A 17,260-nucleotide genomic window follows, 5' to 3' on the forward strand; every position below is an offset into this window, starting at 1 on the left:
TTGTGAAGGGGTAAGCAGTCGTCGATGAAGAAGGAGTTTGAAGTCGTTGAAAAGCGTGTGCTCTATGATGGTTTTTTCAAACTCGAGGGGTATCGACTTAAACACACCCTGTTTGAAGGGGGCTGGAGCCGCGAACTCTATCGTGAACTACTCGAACGCGGTCATGCCGCTGCCGTCCTGCTCTACGATCCAAAGCTCGACAGTGTGGTGTTGATCGAACAGTTTCGTATCGGTGCACTCAATGCTCCCAACGGTCCCTGGTTGATGGAGGTTGTGGCTGGCATGGTAGAGCCGGGTGAGCCGGTGGAGGAACTGGTCAAACGCGAGGCGGAGGAGGAGGCCGGCTGCAAGGTCGAGGAACTCGAAACCATCTGCGACTATTTTGTCAGTCCCGGCGGAGCCTCAGAGATTATCTCGCTCTTCTGTGGGCGAGTTGATGCCAGTGGAGCTGGTGGAGTTTATGGTTTGGAGCACGAAGGGGAGGATATTTGTGCGCTGGTCGTTGACTTCGATGAGGCGATGGAGTGGTTGAAACAGGGCAAGATCGATTCGGCCAGCCCTATCATCGCGATGCAGTGGCTGGCGCTAAATCGTGAAGCGCTACGGGAGCGGTGGTTGAGAGATAGGTAGTGGGTGACAGTATGTTACGTAGCCCGGATGAAACAGAGTGTAATCCGGGTGCAAGGCCTCTATCTAACCGCCTCAACGAGAATCTCGATCCGCTGCTGTGACCAGCCGCGTGCGGCGGTGCTGTAGAGGGTTCCGCCACGAGCGCGTTCGATCTCATCCAGATTGGCACCGATCTCCATCCACTCACCGAGCCGACCACTCATGTGGCTCTCCAATTCCTGCGCTGACCGCCATGGAGAGCGAAGTGAGGGCGGTTAGTCCCGATAGTCGACGCCGTCTGCCTATTCGTAGTTGAGAGCGCGAGCGGACGACGAAGAAGATGCAGCAGCGGCTTTATGTCGGCGTAGAGTCACTGAGGGAGTTGTGTAGAGCCGCGAAGAGGTGATTACGCAACGTACGCAGGACGGTCGGGGCGCCGAAGGCATAAACGGTCGCGTTAAGTTTTGCTGTTTGCTTGGGCTTGGATGCCCAAAACAAACTTTCGCAAAAATAGCGACTCCCCGGTTTTCGGATCACGCCACCACTGCCCATCGACTGACGCTGAGGTGCAATGGTCAAGGTGACTCCCTCACTGCCAGAGCGGCGTGCCATTACCTCAAAGCCGGTCATCACATCCTGATAACGGATCCGTTTCTGTACCGAGGTTCCCCACGGGGTCTGATCGACGCGCTGCTCACCCACCGGGATTGATCGACCCACCAGGATATGACCCCAGTGTCCTTCAAGCAGCCGTAGCTGCTGCATCGTAGGTGTGTTGGAGCGGTTGCGGGTGTTGTAGCTGCGAATTTGAGCATTGCCGGTCACACGCCCATCACGGCTGTTGAACTGAATCGATTTTTGGTCGCCGCTATTGGCCATGCGCTGTCGGGCACCCTGGCGGACGATAATCACAAACTGCTGCGGTATCAGGTCGAGCTTTTTGATGACCTCCTTTAGTTCGTTGAGCCGTTCTGGTGTGGCACGCAGGATCAGTTGATAACCCATGCCGCTGATCTGTTCGGGTGAATCGATGAACTTCTTCAGCTGCGGTAACAGATTCTCCGCGCTCTGGTACTTGAGCGGGATCACCTCGATCTGAGTCGAAGCGGCACTGAGCATCAGTGGAAAGAGCAGCAGTAACAGCAGAAAGCGCTTCATAGGTGAAGCCTCCGTAGTTCAGGGTGGGGCTGGCTCTTCTCCCAGACCTGGGTGAAGGTATGGATCAATTCGCGGCCACGCATGGGTGCGTTGAAGTTGGCAGTACCTTCGTAGCGGCTTGCCAGCTGGCGATGGATAACCCCGCGTCCATCGACGACCAGAAATGCCTCGTTAAGGGTGTGAAAATCGGAGTGGATCTCGCGGAGTTCGATGGAACTGCTGAGGCGACGAAACAGGTCGACCAGACGGTGACCGTGTTTGATCGCATAGGTGGGATCGCGGAAGAGGATCTGAACGGTGGTGAAGCGGCTGTAGATTACCAGCTCCTTAACGGCGCTGACAAACTCGTCGTTGTCGTAGATCTGCGGTTCAATATCGTGGCTGAAGATGTGCAGAGTGCGGCGTGCCTGGCTGACCATCTGTGTGGCGGCAACTCGATTCTGTTCACTACTCTGCAGCTCAATATCCTCACCCCCTTCGCCGAGGGTGAGGCCATCAAGAAATGGTTCTGACATTCCGTGCCTCGTGATTGTTATGGGAAAACTCAAGCTCCATAACAGTCAGTCTAGCGGGTTGGTGTTAGATTTTCTGCGCCTGATCGACCGCATTACCGATGTAGTTGGATGGGGTCAGCGCCTTTAGCTCATCCTTGGCACTCTCCGGCATCTCCAGTCCATCAACAAAGGCGAGTAGTGATTCACGGTCGATACCCTGGCCACGGGTCAGCTCCTTGAGCTTCTCGTAGGGCTTCTCGATGCCGTAGCGGCGCATCACCGTCTGGATCGGCTCGGCTAGCACCTCCCAGGTGGCGTTGAGATCGTCGGCGATACGTTGCGGATTGACCTCGAGCTTATTGATGCCGCGCAGGGTCGAGCTGTAGGCGATGGTGGAGTAGGCGATACCAACCCCCATGTTGCGCAGTACCGTTGAGTCGGTCAGGTCACGCTGCCAGCGAGAGATCGGCAGTTTCATCGCCAGATGGTCGAAGATCGCATTGGCCAGCCCCAGGTTGCCCTCGGAGTTCTCAAAGTCGATCGGGTTGACCTTGTGCGGCATGGTCGAGGAGCCAACCTCACCGGCGATGGTCTTCTGTTTGAAGTAGCCGAGCGAGATGTAACTCCAGATGCGGGTAAAATCGATCAGAATGGGTGTTGAGCATGCGGGATCGCACGATAGACACTCTCGGCATATAGTCGTGGACCTCGGGATCTGGGTGGGTAGGGGTTCCATTCAAGACCGAGACTGGTGACAAAACCCTCGGCAATCGCCGCCCAGTCGAGTTCTGGATAGGCACTGAGATGGGCGTTGTAGTTGCCGACCGCACCGTTGATCTTGCCCAGAATCGGCACACCAATCAGCAGTTCGCGCTGACGCTTAAGACGGTAGACGACGTTGGCCATCTCCTTGCCGAGCGTGGAGGGGGAGGCGGGCTGGCCGTGGGTGCGAGAGAGCATCGGCACATCGGCGTTGTTGTGGGCCAGTGCGGTGATGGCAGAGATTAGATCATCCATCATCGGCAGTACCACCTGGGTGCGACCTTCGCGCAGCATCAGGGCGTGGGAGAGGTTGTTGATATCCTCGGAGGTGCAGGCGAAATGAATAAATTCGCTGATCGCCTCCAGCTCCGCATTGCCCTCGATCTTCTCCTTGAGAAAGTACTCAACCGCCTTTACGTCGTGGTTGGTGGTGCGCTCGATATTTTTTACCCGCTGCGCATCTTCTTCGGAGAACTTCTCAGCGATCTCATTGAGCAGATTATTGGCATGTTCGCCCAGAGGGGGTACTTCGGCAATGCCAGGATTGGAAGCGAGCATCTGCAGCCAGCGCACCTCAACGACTACGCGGTGTTTGATCAGGCCAAATTCACTGAAAATTGGGCGTAGATCGTCGGTTTTAGAACCATAACGGCCGTCGACGGGTGAAACTGCTGTTAATGATGAAAGATCCATGCCTGCTCCAGAGCTCAAAATTGAATCGGGCAATAATACACCAAGCGACCGGCTGAGGGATCAAATTGAGGCCATATCAGACTCGAGAAAACATCACTAATAGTGTTTAATATATGCCACCCTTTACAGTGACCGTCGGTAGCTCGGATAGAGCTGTAACGCAGGTCAACAATAAGAATGGATTGTGACGATAGATGACAGATTCTCAGGAGACACCCTCGGTTCTACTGGTCGATGATCAGGAGATGGTCGCGCACCTGATTCGCGACATGTTATCGAACGATCCCGAGGTCGCCTTTCACTACTGTCAGGAGGCAACCAGTGCGATTGCGATGGCGAGTGAGGTGGGTGCTACCACCATTCTGCTCGATCTGGTGATGCCCGATGTTGATGGCATGATGTTACTGAAGTATTTCCGAGCCAATCCTGCCACCCGTGATGTACCGATTATCGTGCTTTCCAGCCGTGAGCAGCCGGAAACTAAACGCAACGCCTTTCAGCCCGGGAGTCGCTATTTTTGCGAAAGTTTGTTTTGGGCATCCAAGCCCAAGCAAACAGCAAAAACTTAACGCGACCGTTTATGCCTACGGCGCCCCGACGTCCTGCGTTCGTTGCGTAATCACCTCTTCGCGGCTCTACACAACTCCCTCAGTGACTCTACGCCGACATAAAGCCGCTGCTGCATCTTCTTCGTCGTCCGCTCGCGCTCTCAACTACGAATAGGCAGACGGCGTCGACTATCGGGGACTAACCGCCCTCACTTCGCTCTCCATGGCGGTCAGCGTCGGTGCCACCGACTATCTGGTTAAACCGCCTGAGCAGATCGAGCTGATCGCCCGTGTGCGATCCCACTTCCGCCAGTATCTTGACCGCAAAGAGCGTGATGCGGCGCTGCAGGAGCTGCAGTCGGCTCAGCAGGAGCTGGAGCGGATGAACGAAGAGCTGAAGAAGCTCTCGCTCACCGATGCCCTGACCAGTGTTCCTAATCGTCGCTACTTCGATGAGAGCATGGAGCGCGAGTTCAGTCGTGCGCAACGCGACCAGCATGAGATCTCGGTCATCATGATCGATATCGACAACTTCAAGAAGTACAACGACAGCTACGGTCACCTCGAGGGTGACAGCTGCCTGCAGCTGGTGGCCAAGGCGATGAGTGACGCGGTTAAACGTCCCACCGATACCATCGCCCGTTACGGTGGTGAAGAGTTCTCGATTCTGCTGCCCGAGACACCCCTCGAGGGTGCCAAAGAGGTGGCTGAGGTGGTTCGAGCCGCCGTTGAGGCACTCGGCATCGAACATAAAGAGAATCCCCCCGGTGTGGTTACCGTGAGTCTCGGAGTTGCCACCGTTATTCCAGATAATGAAAATATAAATAAGCCGGTTAGTTTCGTTAATCTTGCTGATAAAGCGCTCTATAACGCCAAGGAGACGGGTCGTAACCGCTTCGTGGCAGCGGGCGATTAGTCAATAATCCCCAGTTTTATTGCCCGTTCTGGGCACAGGCACCTCAACAGGGTAGAATCACCCTTTTTAATACCCGACTATTCTTATCAGGTGAATAAATAGATGCTTGAAGCTTACAGAGAACACGTCGCCGAGCGCGAGGCCGAAGGCCTGCCACCGCTTGTCCTGAGTGCTGAACAGACCAGTGAACTGATGGAGTTGCTCAAACAACCCCCCGCTGGCGAGGAACAGACACTCATCGACCTTATTACCCATCGCGTGCCACCCGGCGTTGATGATGCCGCCTACGTCAAGGCCGCCTTTCTCACCGATATCGCCAAGGGGAGTGCCACCTCGCCACTGATCGACAAGGCGCGTGCCACCGAACTGCTCGGCACCATGATGGGTGGTTTCAATATCAACAGTCTGGTCGAACTGCTAGACGATTCCGAGCTGGCGACTACCGCCGCAGCGGCGTTGAGCAAGACCCTGTTGGTGGCCGATGCCTATCACGATGTGATGGAGAAGGCGGCTTCGAACGCTCACGCCAAACAGGTTGTTGATGCCTGGGCCGAAGCGCTCTGGTTTACCGATCGCGAGCCGCTCGCTGAAGAGATCAAGGTCACCGTCTTCAAGGTACCCGGTGAGACCAACACCGATGATCTCTCTCCCGCCTCCGAGGCGTGGAGCCGTCCCGATATCCCACTGCACGCCAAGGCGATGCTGGTCTCCAAGATGCCCGATGCGTTGGAGAAAATCGCCGAGCTGAAGCAGAAGGGGCTACCGCTCGCCTATGTCGGTGATGTGGTTGGTACCGGCTCTTCACGTAAATCGGCGATCAACTCGGTGCTCTGGCATATGGGTGAGGATATTCCCTATGTGCCCAACAAACGTCAGGGTGGAGTGGTGATCGGTGGCAAGATCGCACCGATCTTCTTCAACACCGCAGAGGACTCGGGGGCGCTGCCGATTGAGTGTGACGTGTCGAAGATGGAGATGGGCGATGAGCTGACCATCAAACCGTTTGAAGGGAAGGTCTACAACGGGGCGGGTGAGGTGGTTGCCGAGTTCGATCTCAAGCCGAGCACCATGTCTGACGAGGTGCGTGCCGGTGGCCGTATACCGCTGATCATCGGCCGTTCGCTGACCGACAAGACCCGTGAGGCGCTTGGCCTCTCACCCTCAGAGACCTTTATCCGTCCGGTTGCACCGGCCGACTCCGGTAAGGGCTTTACCCTGGCACAGAAAATGGTTGGCAAGGCGTGTGGTGTTGAGGGTGTGCGTCCCGGCACCTACTGCGAGCCGCGTATGGCCACGGTCGGTTCTCAGGACACCACCGGTGCGATGACCCGTGACGAGCTCAAGGAACTCGCCTGTCTCGGTTTCTCCGCCGATCTGGTGATGCAGAGCTTCTGTCATACCGCTGCCTATCCAAAGCCGATCGATATCAAGCTGCAGCACACGCTGCCCGATTTCATCACCTCACGTGGTGGTGTCTCGCTGCGTCCGGGTGACGGCATCATCCACTCCTGGCTCAATCGCATGTTAATGCCCGATACCGTCGGCACGGGTGGTGATTCACATACCCGCTTCCCGATCGGTATCAGTTTCCCGGCCGGTTCTGGTCTGGTCGCCTTTGCTGCAGCACTTGGCGTGATGCCGCTCGATATGCCCGAGTCGGTACTGGTGCGCTTCAAGGGCGATATGCAGCCGGGTGTCACCCTGCGTGATCTGGTAAACGCCATCCCTCATGCTGCCATTCAGCAGGAGCTGCTGACGGTGGAGAAGGCGGGCAAAAAGAATATCTTCTCGGGTCGTATTGTCGAGATTGAGGGGCTACCTGACCTTAAGGTGGAGCAGGCGTTTGAACTCTCCGATGCCTCGGCCGAACGCTCAGCGGCTGGCTGTACCGTACATCTGAATGAAGCGCCGATCATCGAGTACCTCAACTCCAATATCACCCTGCTGAAGTGGATGATCGCCAACGGTTATGACGACAAACGTACCCTGAGTCGTCGTATCGAATCGATGCAGAAGTGGATTGCTGATCCGCAGCTGTTGGGGCCTGATGCCGATGCTGAGTATGCGGCGGTGGTCGAGGTCGATCTCAATGAGATTAAAGAGCCGATCGTCGCCTGTCCGAATGATCCGGATGATGTGAAACTGCTCTCCGAAGTGGCAGGCAACAAGATCGATGAGGTCTTTATCGGTAGCTGCATGACCAACATCGGACACTACCGTGCCGCCGGGAAGGTGCTGGAGGCCGATGGTGGCTCGGTGCCGACCCGACTCTGGATCGCACCGCCAACCAAGATGGATGAGCATCAGCTGACTGAGGAGGGCTACTACAGCATCTTCGGCAAGTCGGGTGCACGCACCGAGATGCCGGGCTGCTCACTCTGTATGGGCAACCAGGCGCGTGTGGCTGATGAGGCGGTGGTTTTCTCCACTTCGACGCGTAACTTCCCTAACCGTCTCGGTAAGGATGCGCAGGTCTATCTCGGCTCGGCCGAGTTGGCGGCAGTGGCAGCACTGCTCGGTAAGTTGCCGACATCTGAGGAGTATCGGGAGAAGGTCGCACTGCTCGATACCATGGCCGATGATGTCTACCGCTATCTCAACTTTGACCAGATCGATAAGTATCAGGGTGTGGCCAAAGCGGTGCAGATTCCGGTTGTTGCGGCCTGATAGACGACCCTGTGGTGTAAAGAGCCGTGCCGATTACCATCGGCGCGGCTTTTTTATGTCTCAAAAATGACAGATAGGTCACTAATTTTTCAACTATTTAGTCGAGCGGCCGATAAGAGTAGGAAGAGAAGGAGAGGTGTGCCTATAGTGACGTGCGCCAATCTACAAGGGATATAGCTATCGATGGATAGGCATAATAAAATCAGGGTGTTCCGGCGTGTCTGTGCAGATAACGCGGAGAGTGATGGGGAAGGGTAGTTAATGATCGGCTTGATAAAGAAGTTTTCACAGAAATCTGGCAAACAGTCCGGGCAGAAGTCGGACAAGCCGGAGGTGAAGTCGATCCCGTTTGATAAGATCGAGGAGCTGATCGGCTACTTCGTCATCGGCCAGAAGCTCTCCTGCTTCCCCGAATATAAAGAGGATCTACAACTCGATACCATCATCGTTGGTTACATGCTCGATGATGAAGCGGTCTACAGCGCCTCAGAGGTTCAGATCGAGCAAGATAGTGACGGCAATCACCATCTCTATCTGGCCAGGCGGGGAGAGCGGGTCGAGATTAAGAAAGTCGAGAAGTTCTCCATCATGGTGCCTGCTGAGAGCCACGAAGAGGATAAGCTCGACTACGATAGCAAAGCAGAGCTACGTCGTACCGGCATGTTCCGCATCCGTAACTCGATCTCACTCATCTCATCGGTCTGCAAACACGGCACGGTACCAGTGGTCGACTCCACCGTCCGACGTAATCAGGAACTAAAAGAGGGGGTCTATACCAACCTCCGTGTCGCACTGCTCGACCTGGTACCCGAGAGCCTTGCCCTCAAAGAGCGTCGCAAACATACCCGCGTATTTACCAAGATCCCTGCAACACTACGCTCAGGAACCAGTGATAAACGCTACCAGTGCAACGTGATCGACTTCTGCGAAACCAGTGCGCGTATGCAGTTCGACCCCGATAGTAAGGTGTCTGTCATCAGCCAGCCAGGGCGTACTCTCATCCTCGATCTTCCTGTTCCCGAGTGCAATCAGTACTACAGCTTTCAGGGCAGTGTGATGAAAATCGAAAACGAACATCTGGTGATCAATCTGGAGAAGATGTTGAAGGCTGGTACTTTCCGTCAGATGAGCGTCATCGATGCACTGGAAGTAAAGGCGACGCTGCTTAGCCATCCCGCCTCGAGTATGCCGGACGATTAATCGTCAATCGTTTTAGAGTGTAGAAAACAACAAGGAATTAACCCGAGGGAGATGGGATGAAAAAGTCACAGTTCTGTGCATCCAAGCAACAAATTCCACAAATTGATGAGAACAATTGGCGGCATAATACAATTATACGAGCCGGCTACATAACGCATTATATGTGTCGTCCACATAATTAACTGTTAGATGCATAAGGAATAAATAGTAAATATTGGAAACTATATTTCTGGCTGCTGTTGTTGCTATATGTTGCTGCAGGTTTCGGGTATGTTGCTTCGACCACCAATTCTGAAGAGACTCTTACATCAGAAATGGATTTAGTAACTATTGTTAAAGTCATTGTTTACACCTTTACAATATACGGTGTATATGGCTTTTCATTTAAAAAGAGGTTCCTATCTAAAGAACAATGGAAAATAATATTCGTGCTTTCTCTTGCAGTTGGCGTGCATGGACTGGGGTGGTTCTTTCTGTTGGGTCTGAATTGTCGCTACTTACTACGGATGTATTGGCAAAGATTATGCTGGCAACTTCCTTCTACTGCCACAATACATAGCACTCTATCTATACGGGTGGAAGTCGAAAGAAATATGGGAGCAAGGTCAGTGACAAATGCATCTAACAATCAGCTCAAGCCGACCCTGAACATCCCCGATAAAACGGACACCAACTTCTAACTGAAGGGGTGTTTAATGCCAAAATACAATAACCCACGAAAGACGTGGCGCTACACAGATGAATTCAAGGTAAAAGCTGTCCAGCTAAGTTTTCTGGAAGGAGTTCAGGTTAAAGAGGTTGCTGACACGCTCGACATCCATCCGTTTATGCTGTCACGATGGCGAAAAGAGTATCGAGAAGGTGTGATTGTGGCAAATAAGAGAAAAAGGTGACCAGTATTCGCCGAGAAGCTTCTGAGCTGGATAAGATGAAGAAGCTGAAAAAGGAGGTTGCCCGACTCAAGCAGGAGAATGATCTGCTAAAAGTGGCAACGGTTTCTTGCGGAAGAACATCAGAACGATATCGATTCATCCAGAGAAACCGGAAACTCGGAGTAAAGTACATGTGCGAGTGGCTGGGCGTGTCCCGCAGTGGCTATTATGACTGGTGCAAACGCCCAGCGGCTGAAAGAACAAAGGAAGATGCGTACCTGACCAGAAAGATCGTGAAAATTCATCGTCAGAATCGCGGCGTCTATGGCAGCCCAAGAATACATCAGACACTGCGCAATCAAGGCGTTCGCATCGGCAAGAAGCGTGTTGAGCGCCTGATGCGAGATAATGGCGTGGTTGGCCGAGTCGTTAAAGTTACGCGACGACAGCCTGGATTAAAACGATTTAAAGCTGAGGGTGAAAACCTGAAACGGCTTGCGCCGAACCCAGACAAGATCAATCAAGTGTGGGTTGGAGATGTTACCTACTTGAAGGTAAAAGGCGCATGGCGATATTTGGCCACAGTAATGGATGTATTTAGCCGTCGAATTATTGGGTGGTCTTTAGGTCGAGATAGAACAACCAATCTCACGCTTAAAGCGCTAAGGCATGCACTCAGGGACAGGGAGCCAGAGAAGGGAATGATATTTCATACAGATCGAGGGATTGAGTACACAGCACATCGATTCAGAAATGAGTTAAAAGGCATGAAATCCGACACAGTGTAAACCGTCCTGGCTACTGCACAGATAATGGACACATGGAATCATTTTTCACACATTAAAGGCAGAACTGATTCGTGGATCGCACTTCGATCATGATGTTAAATTACGGTTTTCACTAAACAGCTATATCAATCAATTCTATAATCACCGAAGAATGCATTCGGGGATTGGGTATATGCCACCAGCTTATTATGAGCGGATGGTTGCGTGAAAATAAGCGTGTCCGATTTATCGGGTGAAGATCACCGCTTCCGGGACGTGTTTTGTGCTAAATAGCACAAAACACGTCCCGCTACGGCGTCGGCTTAGCAAATCGTTATGTGTCATGAGTAACTCTATGCGAGCACTAATCATTACATCTTTAACTTTTATGCTGCAGGGATGTGGTGAACCGGATGTAGAAGATCTAGTTTCTAGTATTAATAATAGCCACCTAATTAAAATAAGTTACGAAGTAGGTGGCATCATTAATAAATGTGAACCCGAAAAATCGCAGCAATTGCTAGCCCAATGGAGCAATACTTTAAAAACCTGAAATAGGTTCTTGGGTAGATGCGGATGAGTATATTAATTTAGAGTTCGATGATGATGCGAGTTATCGTGCCAATGTTACATTTACACCAAAATTTGGCTACTCAACAATTCGTATGGGATCTTTACATATTGGAGAGATAATAAATATTGGTGGTGTATGCAAAAATACATAACAATAAGCTCAAGTCGTTCGCTGTCGCTCACTGGGACGCTTCGCGATGAACGGCTCCGCGCCCCTTAGAAAAACGTTATGTGTATAAGGAAAGATAACGATGATTAAAGCATACCTGAACGGAATTGGCTTTGGGTTTGGTTTCTGTTTGGCTGTAGCGATTGTTGCTTGGGCCGTATCTCAATTTGGGGAGCCAATCGGTGAAAGGATAATTCACTCATCCTCAGACCAAGAAATTGGATATAAGGAAAAACCAATGGAATGACCTCACTATAGACGAAAAATCAACAAAACTACTGTTGTCGTTATTGTGATATTTCGGAAAGAAGCAGATAGCCTCAACGCAGCCTATATTGAGGATATTGTGCGACGAGACCTGGATTCAAAATTGAATATTAATATCGGTGATCGACTCGTAAAGTCTGATTTTTCCGGGAGTCGCTATTTTGCGGAAGCTTGTTTTGGGCATCCAAGCCCAAGCAAGCGGCAAATACTAACGCGACCGTTTATGCCTACGGCGCCCCGACCGTCCTGCGTACGCTGCGTAATCACCTCTTCGCGGCTCTACACAACTCCCTCAGTGACTCTACGCCGACATAAAGCCGCTGCTGCATCTTCTTCGTCGTCCGCTCGCGCTCTCAACTACGAATAGGCAGACGGCGTCGACTATCGGGACTAACCGCCCTCACTTCGCTCTCCATGGCGGTCAGCGTTCGCATGGTGGCGATAATAGAGATAGAAATGGCGCTGTTATTTTTTTCGTGCGGAATCCGGGAGTAGAAATAGGCCAAAGCTATCTATATGACGATCGGATGATTGGAGAAGGGGTATGCCTCTGGAGCTATTTTGCGAAAGTTTAAAGAGGCTAGCTGACGGTGCGTAAGTGGGAGTATACACATAACAAGGCGCGCAACCCGGACGGTTGCGCCGCCGGTTCGCTTGGTCGTTAGAAGGAGATGATCCATTAAAACCGTGTTCTATATAATGTAATAAGTGGGGTCAGATTGAAACTTAGCTCTTGATACTCCATTCTTGTGTAGTGGCATAGTTAGTTTAGCCACGTGACCAGAGGATAAGCAGCCACCTTACAAAGGATTTATAAAAGTCATATAAAGAGTACCGCCCTTATCTCATGACGCTACGAGTGATAGGCAGAGAGTTATTTCACCGACCTCAATTATCCGAACGAAGCGGCCAGAATTACACAAAGGAAGGGTTATATTTCATCTGACCCCGCTTATTCATTGAAGAAGAAAAGCGGCCGCTTAACCATGCTTCTCACGTGAAGTATGAGCAGGGGAAAAGGAATTCCTCAAGGCTTTCCATAAAATTGAATTGTAAATGTCATAACTAGGCCTTCCAGCGGATGCAGTTGCTAATGCTCCTGCTACGCTGAAGGCGACGTTATATTATAAATGGAGTTGTAAGTATGGATGGTCTAATCAAAGTCACTAAATTATATAAGCACCCTAAACACGGTGTTTGTGTTTGTGAGGAGACTATTAGTTCGTATATAGAAAAGGGTTATGATCTTGTCTCTATAGAAAAGACTATGTTTTAGGTTGCGGTATTACTTTCGCTGACCGCCATGGAGAGCGAAGTGAGGGCGGTTAGTCCCCGATAGTCGACGCCGTCTGCATATTCGTAGTTGAGGCGTGAGCGAACGACGGAGAAGATGCAGCACGGCTTTATGTCGGCGTAGAGTCAGTGAGGGAGTTGTGTAGAGCCGCGAAGAGGTGATTACGCAACGAACGCAGGACGTCGGGGCGCCGTAGGCATAAACGTCGCGTTAAGTATTTGCCGCTTGCTTGGGCTTGGATGCCCAAAACATGCTTCCGCAAAAATAGCGACTCCCCGGTCGTTTCTTTTCATTCGTGAATCATCTAATAAATCCTACAAAGTCTTTACTAAAATGGGAGCGTTATTAGACCCTGATAATTCCCTATTTAACGGTTTTAAAGTAAAAATATCCTCTCTATGAAATTCCTTTGGTTTTCATTGGGAAATTTTATATATTAGAATCAAATTAAGTGGTTGGCATATAACGAAGATAGGCAGGAAGATAGGTGCCAGAGAGCAATTGTTTCTAATATTAGAGAGTTTTTTATCTCCGATCCGACCAGTTATTCAAAGTGCATCTTGTTTTCATTTAGTGCATAGGTCCAGGGTAGGCCGTTATTTTTCCATCCATTGACAGTGCGCTGTCCGTTGTCGGCAAGCACCTTGCTTTTGTCACTTTCAAAGCCATCAATGACCGAGTAGACGTTTGTGTAGCCCATCTTGTGCAGAAGATGGATTGCCTTCGCGCTACGTTTTCCAGAGCGGCAGATGACGACTATCATGTCATTTTAGTCAGTCCCTTATCTTTTAGTGAGTTTTCCAGTGCCAGCGAGAAGTTGCTGTTGGCCTCTTTTGAAAGTGCCCTCTGTCGTCATCCCAGCTGGAGAAGTCGTTTATCAGATAGGGAATGTTGACGTCGGCAATAACCGGAAAGCCTACAAATTCGACCTCTGCGCGTGTTCTGACATCGACGAAGAGTGAATTCGATCGATTTTTCTGAAGAAGTTTGTAGATATCTTTGGATTTGACGTAGAGACCGAGTGAGGTTGTTTTATTGGATGGTAGCTCTGTGCTGTTTATTTCGTCTGTACCGGTTCTGGTTTTATTGGTGGTCTCGCTCTGGCTGCCGTTTTCAAATTCTGCTTTCCAGTCTTCATAGATTGCTCCAGCCCTCGATGGTTATGCACTCGGTGTACTGGTCGGCGTTGAGTGTGTCGGGGCAGTGTGCGTAGGTAAGTGAGGGTAGTAGCAGGGTGGTGAGAATAAGTACGATTGTCTTCATGGGTGAATCCTCCTTGATTGCGATTGTTGTGTTCAACCTGGCATAGAGATATGCGAGGTGTTGTTCTGCAGTGACATCGTAGAAGAAGGTTGAGTGTCTGAGTATTAGACAAAAGTATGAATTTTAAGAATGGCTCTAATAATTTCTCTTTGTAAGGGAGTGCAGATATGATGTCATTGTAAAGCTTGTTTGTAGATGGCTGATAACAATAATAAATTGATCGAGAGGAGTCTTGGTAAAATAAAAATATGGATAACCCTGCTGGGCCGGTGCTGTTGACTGATGTCTGGGCGGGTTACGAAGAACATAACCCGGTGACAATCATTGTTACCCCTTCGCAGTGGGACGATGATGATTCACCCCCATCTCACGTGAATGAGTATTTGTATGCCGATGATCTCGGTAGGGAAAATATCGACCATACCAGTGAAATCCAGAGAGCGATGCCCGGCATGTCACTGATGCAGGGAGGCGGTTTCGGTAATGTTGTGATTCGGGGCGTTGGCAGCACTCTCTCATCCGCATCCGAGTCGGGTGTTGGTAATTATGTCGATGGTATCTATCTCAATGGCGGCATGTGGTCACCACGCAGTCTCTATGATGTCAAGAGTATCGGACTGCAGAAGGGCCCTAGCAGCGTGGCGCAGGGCTACGGAACCATCGGTGGTGCCCTGTCGATTGTGAGTCGTGACCCCGATCCCTACATTAATGGCTTTGTCGATCTGCTTCTTGGCGACTATGGCCAGAGGCGAGTTAGTGGGGCTTATAACCAACCGCTGGGTGGTGACTGGTCGGTTCGTGTTGCTGGTACGGCTATCCAACGGGACGGTTATACGAAGAACCTCTATCTTGGTAACGAGGTTGATAATCAGGAGAGCTATGCGTGGCGAGGTAAGTTGCGATTCTGGCCGGAAGATGGCTGGGACCTGATGCTGAGCATGGAGACGGAACGTGTCGATGATGCACACGGTTGCGGTAAGCAGCCCGATACCGATTCAGGTGTCAATGGCGGCATTCTGCTCGGAGGCACGGTACCCGATAATCCACGTGAGGTGATGCATGATACACGTGAGTATCAGGACACTGAACGGGATATATACAGCTTCAGAGTAAAGCGCGATTTTGGCCCGGTTAAACTCCATGCAACGACCGGTTATCAGAGGCTCGTTGTCGATTCGAATGAAGAGCTCCATGGCACCGAGGTCGATTTTGCATCAAGTATTCGTGCCTTGCGTAGTGAGGCATTGAGTCAGGAGCTACGCTTCAGCTCTTCGGATGTCGAACGGTTCAGATGGTTGGCGGGGCTCTACCTGCACAACAGTGAGAAACGTCTCGGCTTCGATGTCGATCTGCCAGCGCTGGCTTCGCTGTCACAGGGTAGTGGTGATCTTAATGAGTGGTCGGCGGCGTTGTTCGGTGAATTGGCCTACCGGGTCGAGGCACGCTCCTGGGCACGTTTCGGTCTGAGCTATCGTTACGATAGCCGAGAGGTTGATCAGGATAAGCTCCTGGTCAGCCCGATGGGGAGCAGTCTGCTCAGTAATCGCGATAGCGATGCCTGGTTGGCGCTGCTTCCCGAACTATCGATCGAGCATAATGATCTGAGTAACAATCGCTTCTATGCCAAGGCTGTTCGTGGTTATAAAGCGGGCGGCTTCAATGCGGCATCGATTCAATCGGCCTATGAGCCAGAGTATCTATGGGCTTACGAAATGGGGGTTAGCCGGGCAGCTACAGGACGCCGTCTGAATGGTCACGCCTCGATCTTCTACTACGATTACGAAGATATTCAGCTCTTTACTATTCCAGCCGGTGCGCCGGCGGGCACCACGCCACTGATCAGTAACGCAGCACGAGCCTCGGTTTGAGGTGTCGATCTGAATCTAAACTACAGTATGACTCCAAGACTGGTTTTCGATATTGGCGTTGTTGCGCTGGATGCCCACTACGACGCCTTCTCGACGGTTGATCCTAATAATCCACTTGATGATCCCGATCGTTCCGGCGACCCGCTCCCTGACTCTCCCAATCTGGCGCTAAATTTGGGCCTCTCCTACCACTGGTTGCATGACCAGGGTGTCAAAACGGGTGTGAGTGCAAATTACCGCTATCGTTCCAGGGTCTACTTTAGCCCCTACCACGATGAAGCAGTAATGCAGGAGGGGCATGGGGTGCTCGATATCGGTATGGATATTCGGGGGCAGAAAGAGCGCTGGTCGCTGTCGCTGTTTGTAAATAATCTTACCGATGAGCTCTACGCAAGATCGATAGTCCGCGTCGATCCGATTGTCGGAACCACTCGTTTCTGGGGAGAACCTCGTCATTTTGGAGCCAGCCTTGAATACCGTTTCTGAGTTTATGAAAAGAGGTGTATCGACAGGGAAAGATGTTGATGAAGAGAACTCTATTGAACAGGCGAGGTTGGAGGAAAGTTCACCAAGGAGGCGCTGGATGAGGTCTATAGTAGTGCAGCAAAACCCGGTGTATTCACGGCTACTCTTATTCCCGTCATTGTAGTTGTGGTGATGTGGCCGCATTTCGACGCCGTTACGCTGTTGGTATGGCTGTTTTGGTCTCATGTGTCGTTGTGATTCGTTATCTGATTGCCGTACGCTCATGAAAGTAGCGAAGTGACGTGGAGAGTGCGAAGCTATGGAGTGATCGAATGTCACTGACCGCGTTGGCTTCTGCCCTCCTATGGTCGTCGACGCCTTCGCTGACCGCCATGGAGAGCGAAGTGAGGGCGGTTAGTCCCCGATAGTCGACGCCGTCTGCCTATTCGTAGTTGAGAGCGTGAGCGAACGACGGAGAAGATGCAGCAGCGGCTTTATGTCGGCGTAGAGTCAGTGAGGGAGTTGTGTAGAGCCGCGAAGAGGTGATTACGCAACGAACGCAGGACGTCGGGGCGCCGTAGGCATAAACGGTCGCGTTAAGTATTTGCCGCTTGCTTGGGCTTGATGCCCAAAACATGCTTCCGCAAAAATAGCGACTCCCCGATTCTGTTTTAT

At 51.5% G+C, this 17,260-nt stretch carries 17 protein-coding genes and 2 pseudogenes; 11 read left to right on the forward strand and 8 right to left on the reverse strand.

Annotated elements, in window-relative coordinates; all coding sequences use genetic code 11:
- The first annotated feature begins 24 nt into the window (after positions 1-24).
- Positions 25-630, forward strand: a complete 606-nt coding sequence (locus HUE57_RS10735; RefSeq protein WP_078484240.1) for an NUDIX domain-containing protein — start codon at positions 25-27, stop codon at positions 628-630.
- A gap of 59 nt (positions 631-689) precedes the next feature.
- On the opposite strand, the gene HUE57_RS10740 is transcribed toward HUE57_RS10735, so the two are convergent.
- The 4 genes and pseudogenes from HUE57_RS10740 to purB form a co-directional block, all read right to left on the reverse strand.
- On the reverse strand, positions 690-833 hold the full coding sequence (locus HUE57_RS10740) for a hypothetical protein (RefSeq protein ID WP_174673154.1): 144 nt from the start codon (positions 831-833) through the stop codon (positions 690-692).
- Positions 834-963: 130 nt separating this feature from the next.
- The gene (locus tag HUE57_RS10745; protein WP_174673155.1) at positions 964-1,767 is read right to left on the reverse strand and encodes a secretin N-terminal domain-containing protein; all 804 of its coding nucleotides are present in this window, start codon (positions 1,765-1,767) and stop codon (positions 964-966) included.
- Positions 1,764-2,282, reverse strand: coding sequence for a DUF7931 domain-containing protein (locus tag HUE57_RS10750; protein ID WP_078484238.1), 519 nt, complete (start codon positions 2,280-2,282; stop codon positions 1,764-1,766). The genes HUE57_RS10745 and HUE57_RS10750 overlap by 4 nt, the downstream gene beginning before the upstream one ends.
- Before the next feature lie 64 nt (positions 2,283-2,346).
- Positions 2,347-3,716 (reverse strand): annotated as a pseudogene (gene purB / locus HUE57_RS10755) (adenylosuccinate lyase).
- A 194-nt stretch (positions 3,717-3,910) separates the two neighbouring features.
- Here purB and HUE57_RS10760 point away from each other — a divergent pair.
- The 8 genes and pseudogenes from HUE57_RS10760 to HUE57_RS10795 all read left to right on the forward strand — a co-directional run bounded on the left by HUE57_RS10760 (position 3,911) and on the right by HUE57_RS10795 (position 12,062).
- Positions 3,911-4,285 carry a response regulator gene (locus HUE57_RS10760; RefSeq protein WP_174673156.1) on the forward strand — a complete coding sequence of 125 codons (375 nt, stop codon included), beginning with the start codon at positions 3,911-3,913 and terminating at the stop codon, positions 4,283-4,285.
- Entirely contained in the window at positions 4,182-4,439 is a 258-nt protein-coding gene (locus HUE57_RS10765) for a hypothetical protein (RefSeq protein ID WP_174673157.1), read from the forward strand. The genes HUE57_RS10760 and HUE57_RS10765 overlap by 104 nt, the downstream gene beginning before the upstream one ends.
- Positions 4,440-4,487: 48 nt before the next feature.
- Positions 4,488-5,180, forward strand: coding sequence for a GGDEF domain-containing response regulator (locus HUE57_RS10770; protein WP_174673158.1), 693 nt, complete (start codon positions 4,488-4,490; stop codon positions 5,178-5,180).
- Between the two features lie 102 nt (positions 5,181-5,282).
- Entirely contained in the window at positions 5,283-7,847 is a 2,565-nt protein-coding gene (gene acnB, locus HUE57_RS10775) for a bifunctional aconitate hydratase 2/2-methylisocitrate dehydratase (protein WP_078484235.1), read from the forward strand.
- A 261-nt stretch (positions 7,848-8,108) separates the two neighbouring features.
- Positions 8,109-9,047 (forward strand): PilZ domain-containing protein, encoded by a 939-nt coding sequence (locus HUE57_RS10780; protein ID WP_078484234.1) that lies wholly within the window; start codon positions 8,109-8,111, stop codon positions 9,045-9,047.
- Positions 9,048-9,742: 695 nt separating this feature from the next.
- Positions 9,743-10,915: pseudogene (locus HUE57_RS10785) on the forward strand (IS3 family transposase).
- A gap of 595 nt (positions 10,916-11,510) precedes the next feature.
- Positions 11,511-11,675, forward strand: coding sequence for a hypothetical protein (locus HUE57_RS10790; RefSeq protein WP_174673159.1), 165 nt, complete (start codon positions 11,511-11,513; stop codon positions 11,673-11,675).
- Positions 11,676-11,798: 123 nt separating this feature from the next.
- Positions 11,799-12,062: a hypothetical protein gene (locus HUE57_RS10795; RefSeq protein WP_174673160.1), complete on the forward strand. Its 264-nt coding sequence runs from the start codon at positions 11,799-11,801 to the stop codon at positions 12,060-12,062.
- A gap of 1,036 nt (positions 12,063-13,098) precedes the next feature.
- Here the strand turns inward: HUE57_RS10795 and HUE57_RS10800 are convergent.
- The 3 genes from HUE57_RS10800 to HUE57_RS19640 all read right to left on the reverse strand — a co-directional run bounded on the left by HUE57_RS10800 (position 13,099) and on the right by HUE57_RS19640 (position 14,252).
- Positions 13,099-13,251: a hypothetical protein gene (locus HUE57_RS10800; RefSeq protein ID WP_174673161.1), complete on the reverse strand. Its 153-nt coding sequence runs from the start codon at positions 13,249-13,251 to the stop codon at positions 13,099-13,101.
- 282 nt (positions 13,252-13,533) lie between these two features.
- On the reverse strand, positions 13,534-13,752 hold the full coding sequence (locus tag HUE57_RS10805; protein ID WP_174673162.1) for a rhodanese-like domain-containing protein: 219 nt from the start codon (positions 13,750-13,752) through the stop codon (positions 13,534-13,536).
- A 371-nt stretch (positions 13,753-14,123) separates the two neighbouring features.
- Positions 14,124-14,252 (reverse strand): hypothetical protein, encoded by a 129-nt coding sequence (locus HUE57_RS19640; protein WP_272901956.1) that lies wholly within the window; start codon positions 14,250-14,252, stop codon positions 14,124-14,126.
- 314 nt (positions 14,253-14,566) lie between these two features.
- Between HUE57_RS19640 and HUE57_RS10810 the strand changes: the two genes are divergently transcribed.
- Together HUE57_RS10810 and HUE57_RS10815 are read left to right on the forward strand one after the other, a co-directional pair.
- Positions 14,567-16,120 carry a TonB-dependent receptor gene (locus HUE57_RS10810; protein ID WP_174673163.1) on the forward strand — a complete coding sequence of 518 codons (1,554 nt, stop codon included), beginning with the start codon at positions 14,567-14,569 and terminating at the stop codon, positions 16,118-16,120.
- 9 nt (positions 16,121-16,129) lie between these two features.
- Positions 16,130-16,606 carry a TonB-dependent receptor domain-containing protein gene (locus HUE57_RS10815; RefSeq protein ID WP_272902037.1) on the forward strand — a complete coding sequence of 159 codons (477 nt, stop codon included), beginning with the start codon at positions 16,130-16,132 and terminating at the stop codon, positions 16,604-16,606.
- A 421-nt stretch (positions 16,607-17,027) separates the two neighbouring features.
- Here HUE57_RS10815 and HUE57_RS10820 read toward each other — a convergent pair whose 3' ends face one another.
- Positions 17,028-17,222 carry a hypothetical protein gene (locus HUE57_RS10820; protein ID WP_174673165.1) on the reverse strand — a complete coding sequence of 65 codons (195 nt, stop codon included), beginning with the start codon at positions 17,220-17,222 and terminating at the stop codon, positions 17,028-17,030.
- Between the last annotated feature and the right edge of the window lie 38 nt (positions 17,223-17,260).

The organism is Candidatus Reidiella endopervernicosa, assembly GCF_013343005.1.
Taxonomy (GTDB): Bacteria; Pseudomonadota; Gammaproteobacteria.

Bases quoted from the DNA above. Each gene is read 5' to 3' on its own strand.
- HUE57_RS10735 (WP_078484240.1), top strand. From the start codon at position 25: ATGAAGAAGGAGTTTGAAGTCGTTGAAAAGCGTGTGCTCTATGATGGT.
- HUE57_RS10740 (WP_174673154.1), bottom strand. From the start codon at position 833: ATGAGTGGTCGGCTCGGTGAGTGGATGGAGATCGGTGCCAATCTGGAT.
- HUE57_RS10745 (WP_174673155.1), bottom strand. From the start codon at position 1,767: ATGAAGCGCTTTCTGCTGTTACTGCTGCTCTTTCCACTGATGCTCAGT.
- HUE57_RS10750 (WP_078484238.1), bottom strand. From the start codon at position 2,282: ATGTCAGAACCATTTCTTGATGGCCTCACCCTCGGCGAAGGGGGTGAG.
- HUE57_RS10760 (WP_174673156.1), top strand. From the start codon at position 3,911: ATGACAGATTCTCAGGAGACACCCTCGGTTCTACTGGTCGATGATCAG.
- HUE57_RS10770 (WP_174673158.1), top strand. From the start codon at position 4,488: ATGGCGGTCAGCGTCGGTGCCACCGACTATCTGGTTAAACCGCCTGAG.
- acnB (WP_078484235.1), top strand. From the start codon at position 5,283: ATGCTTGAAGCTTACAGAGAACACGTCGCCGAGCGCGAGGCCGAAGGC.
- HUE57_RS10780 (WP_078484234.1), top strand. From the start codon at position 8,109: ATGATCGGCTTGATAAAGAAGTTTTCACAGAAATCTGGCAAACAGTCC.
- HUE57_RS10790 (WP_174673159.1), top strand. From the start codon at position 11,511: ATGATTAAAGCATACCTGAACGGAATTGGCTTTGGGTTTGGTTTCTGT.
- HUE57_RS10805 (WP_174673162.1), bottom strand. From the start codon at position 13,752: ATGATAGTCGTCATCTGCCGCTCTGGAAAACGTAGCGCGAAGGCAATC.
- HUE57_RS19640 (WP_272901956.1), bottom strand. From the start codon at position 14,252: ATGAAGACAATCGTACTTATTCTCACCACCCTGCTACTACCCTCACTT.
- HUE57_RS10820 (WP_174673165.1), bottom strand. From the start codon at position 17,222: ATGTTTTGGGCATCAAGCCCAAGCAAGCGGCAAATACTTAACGCGACC.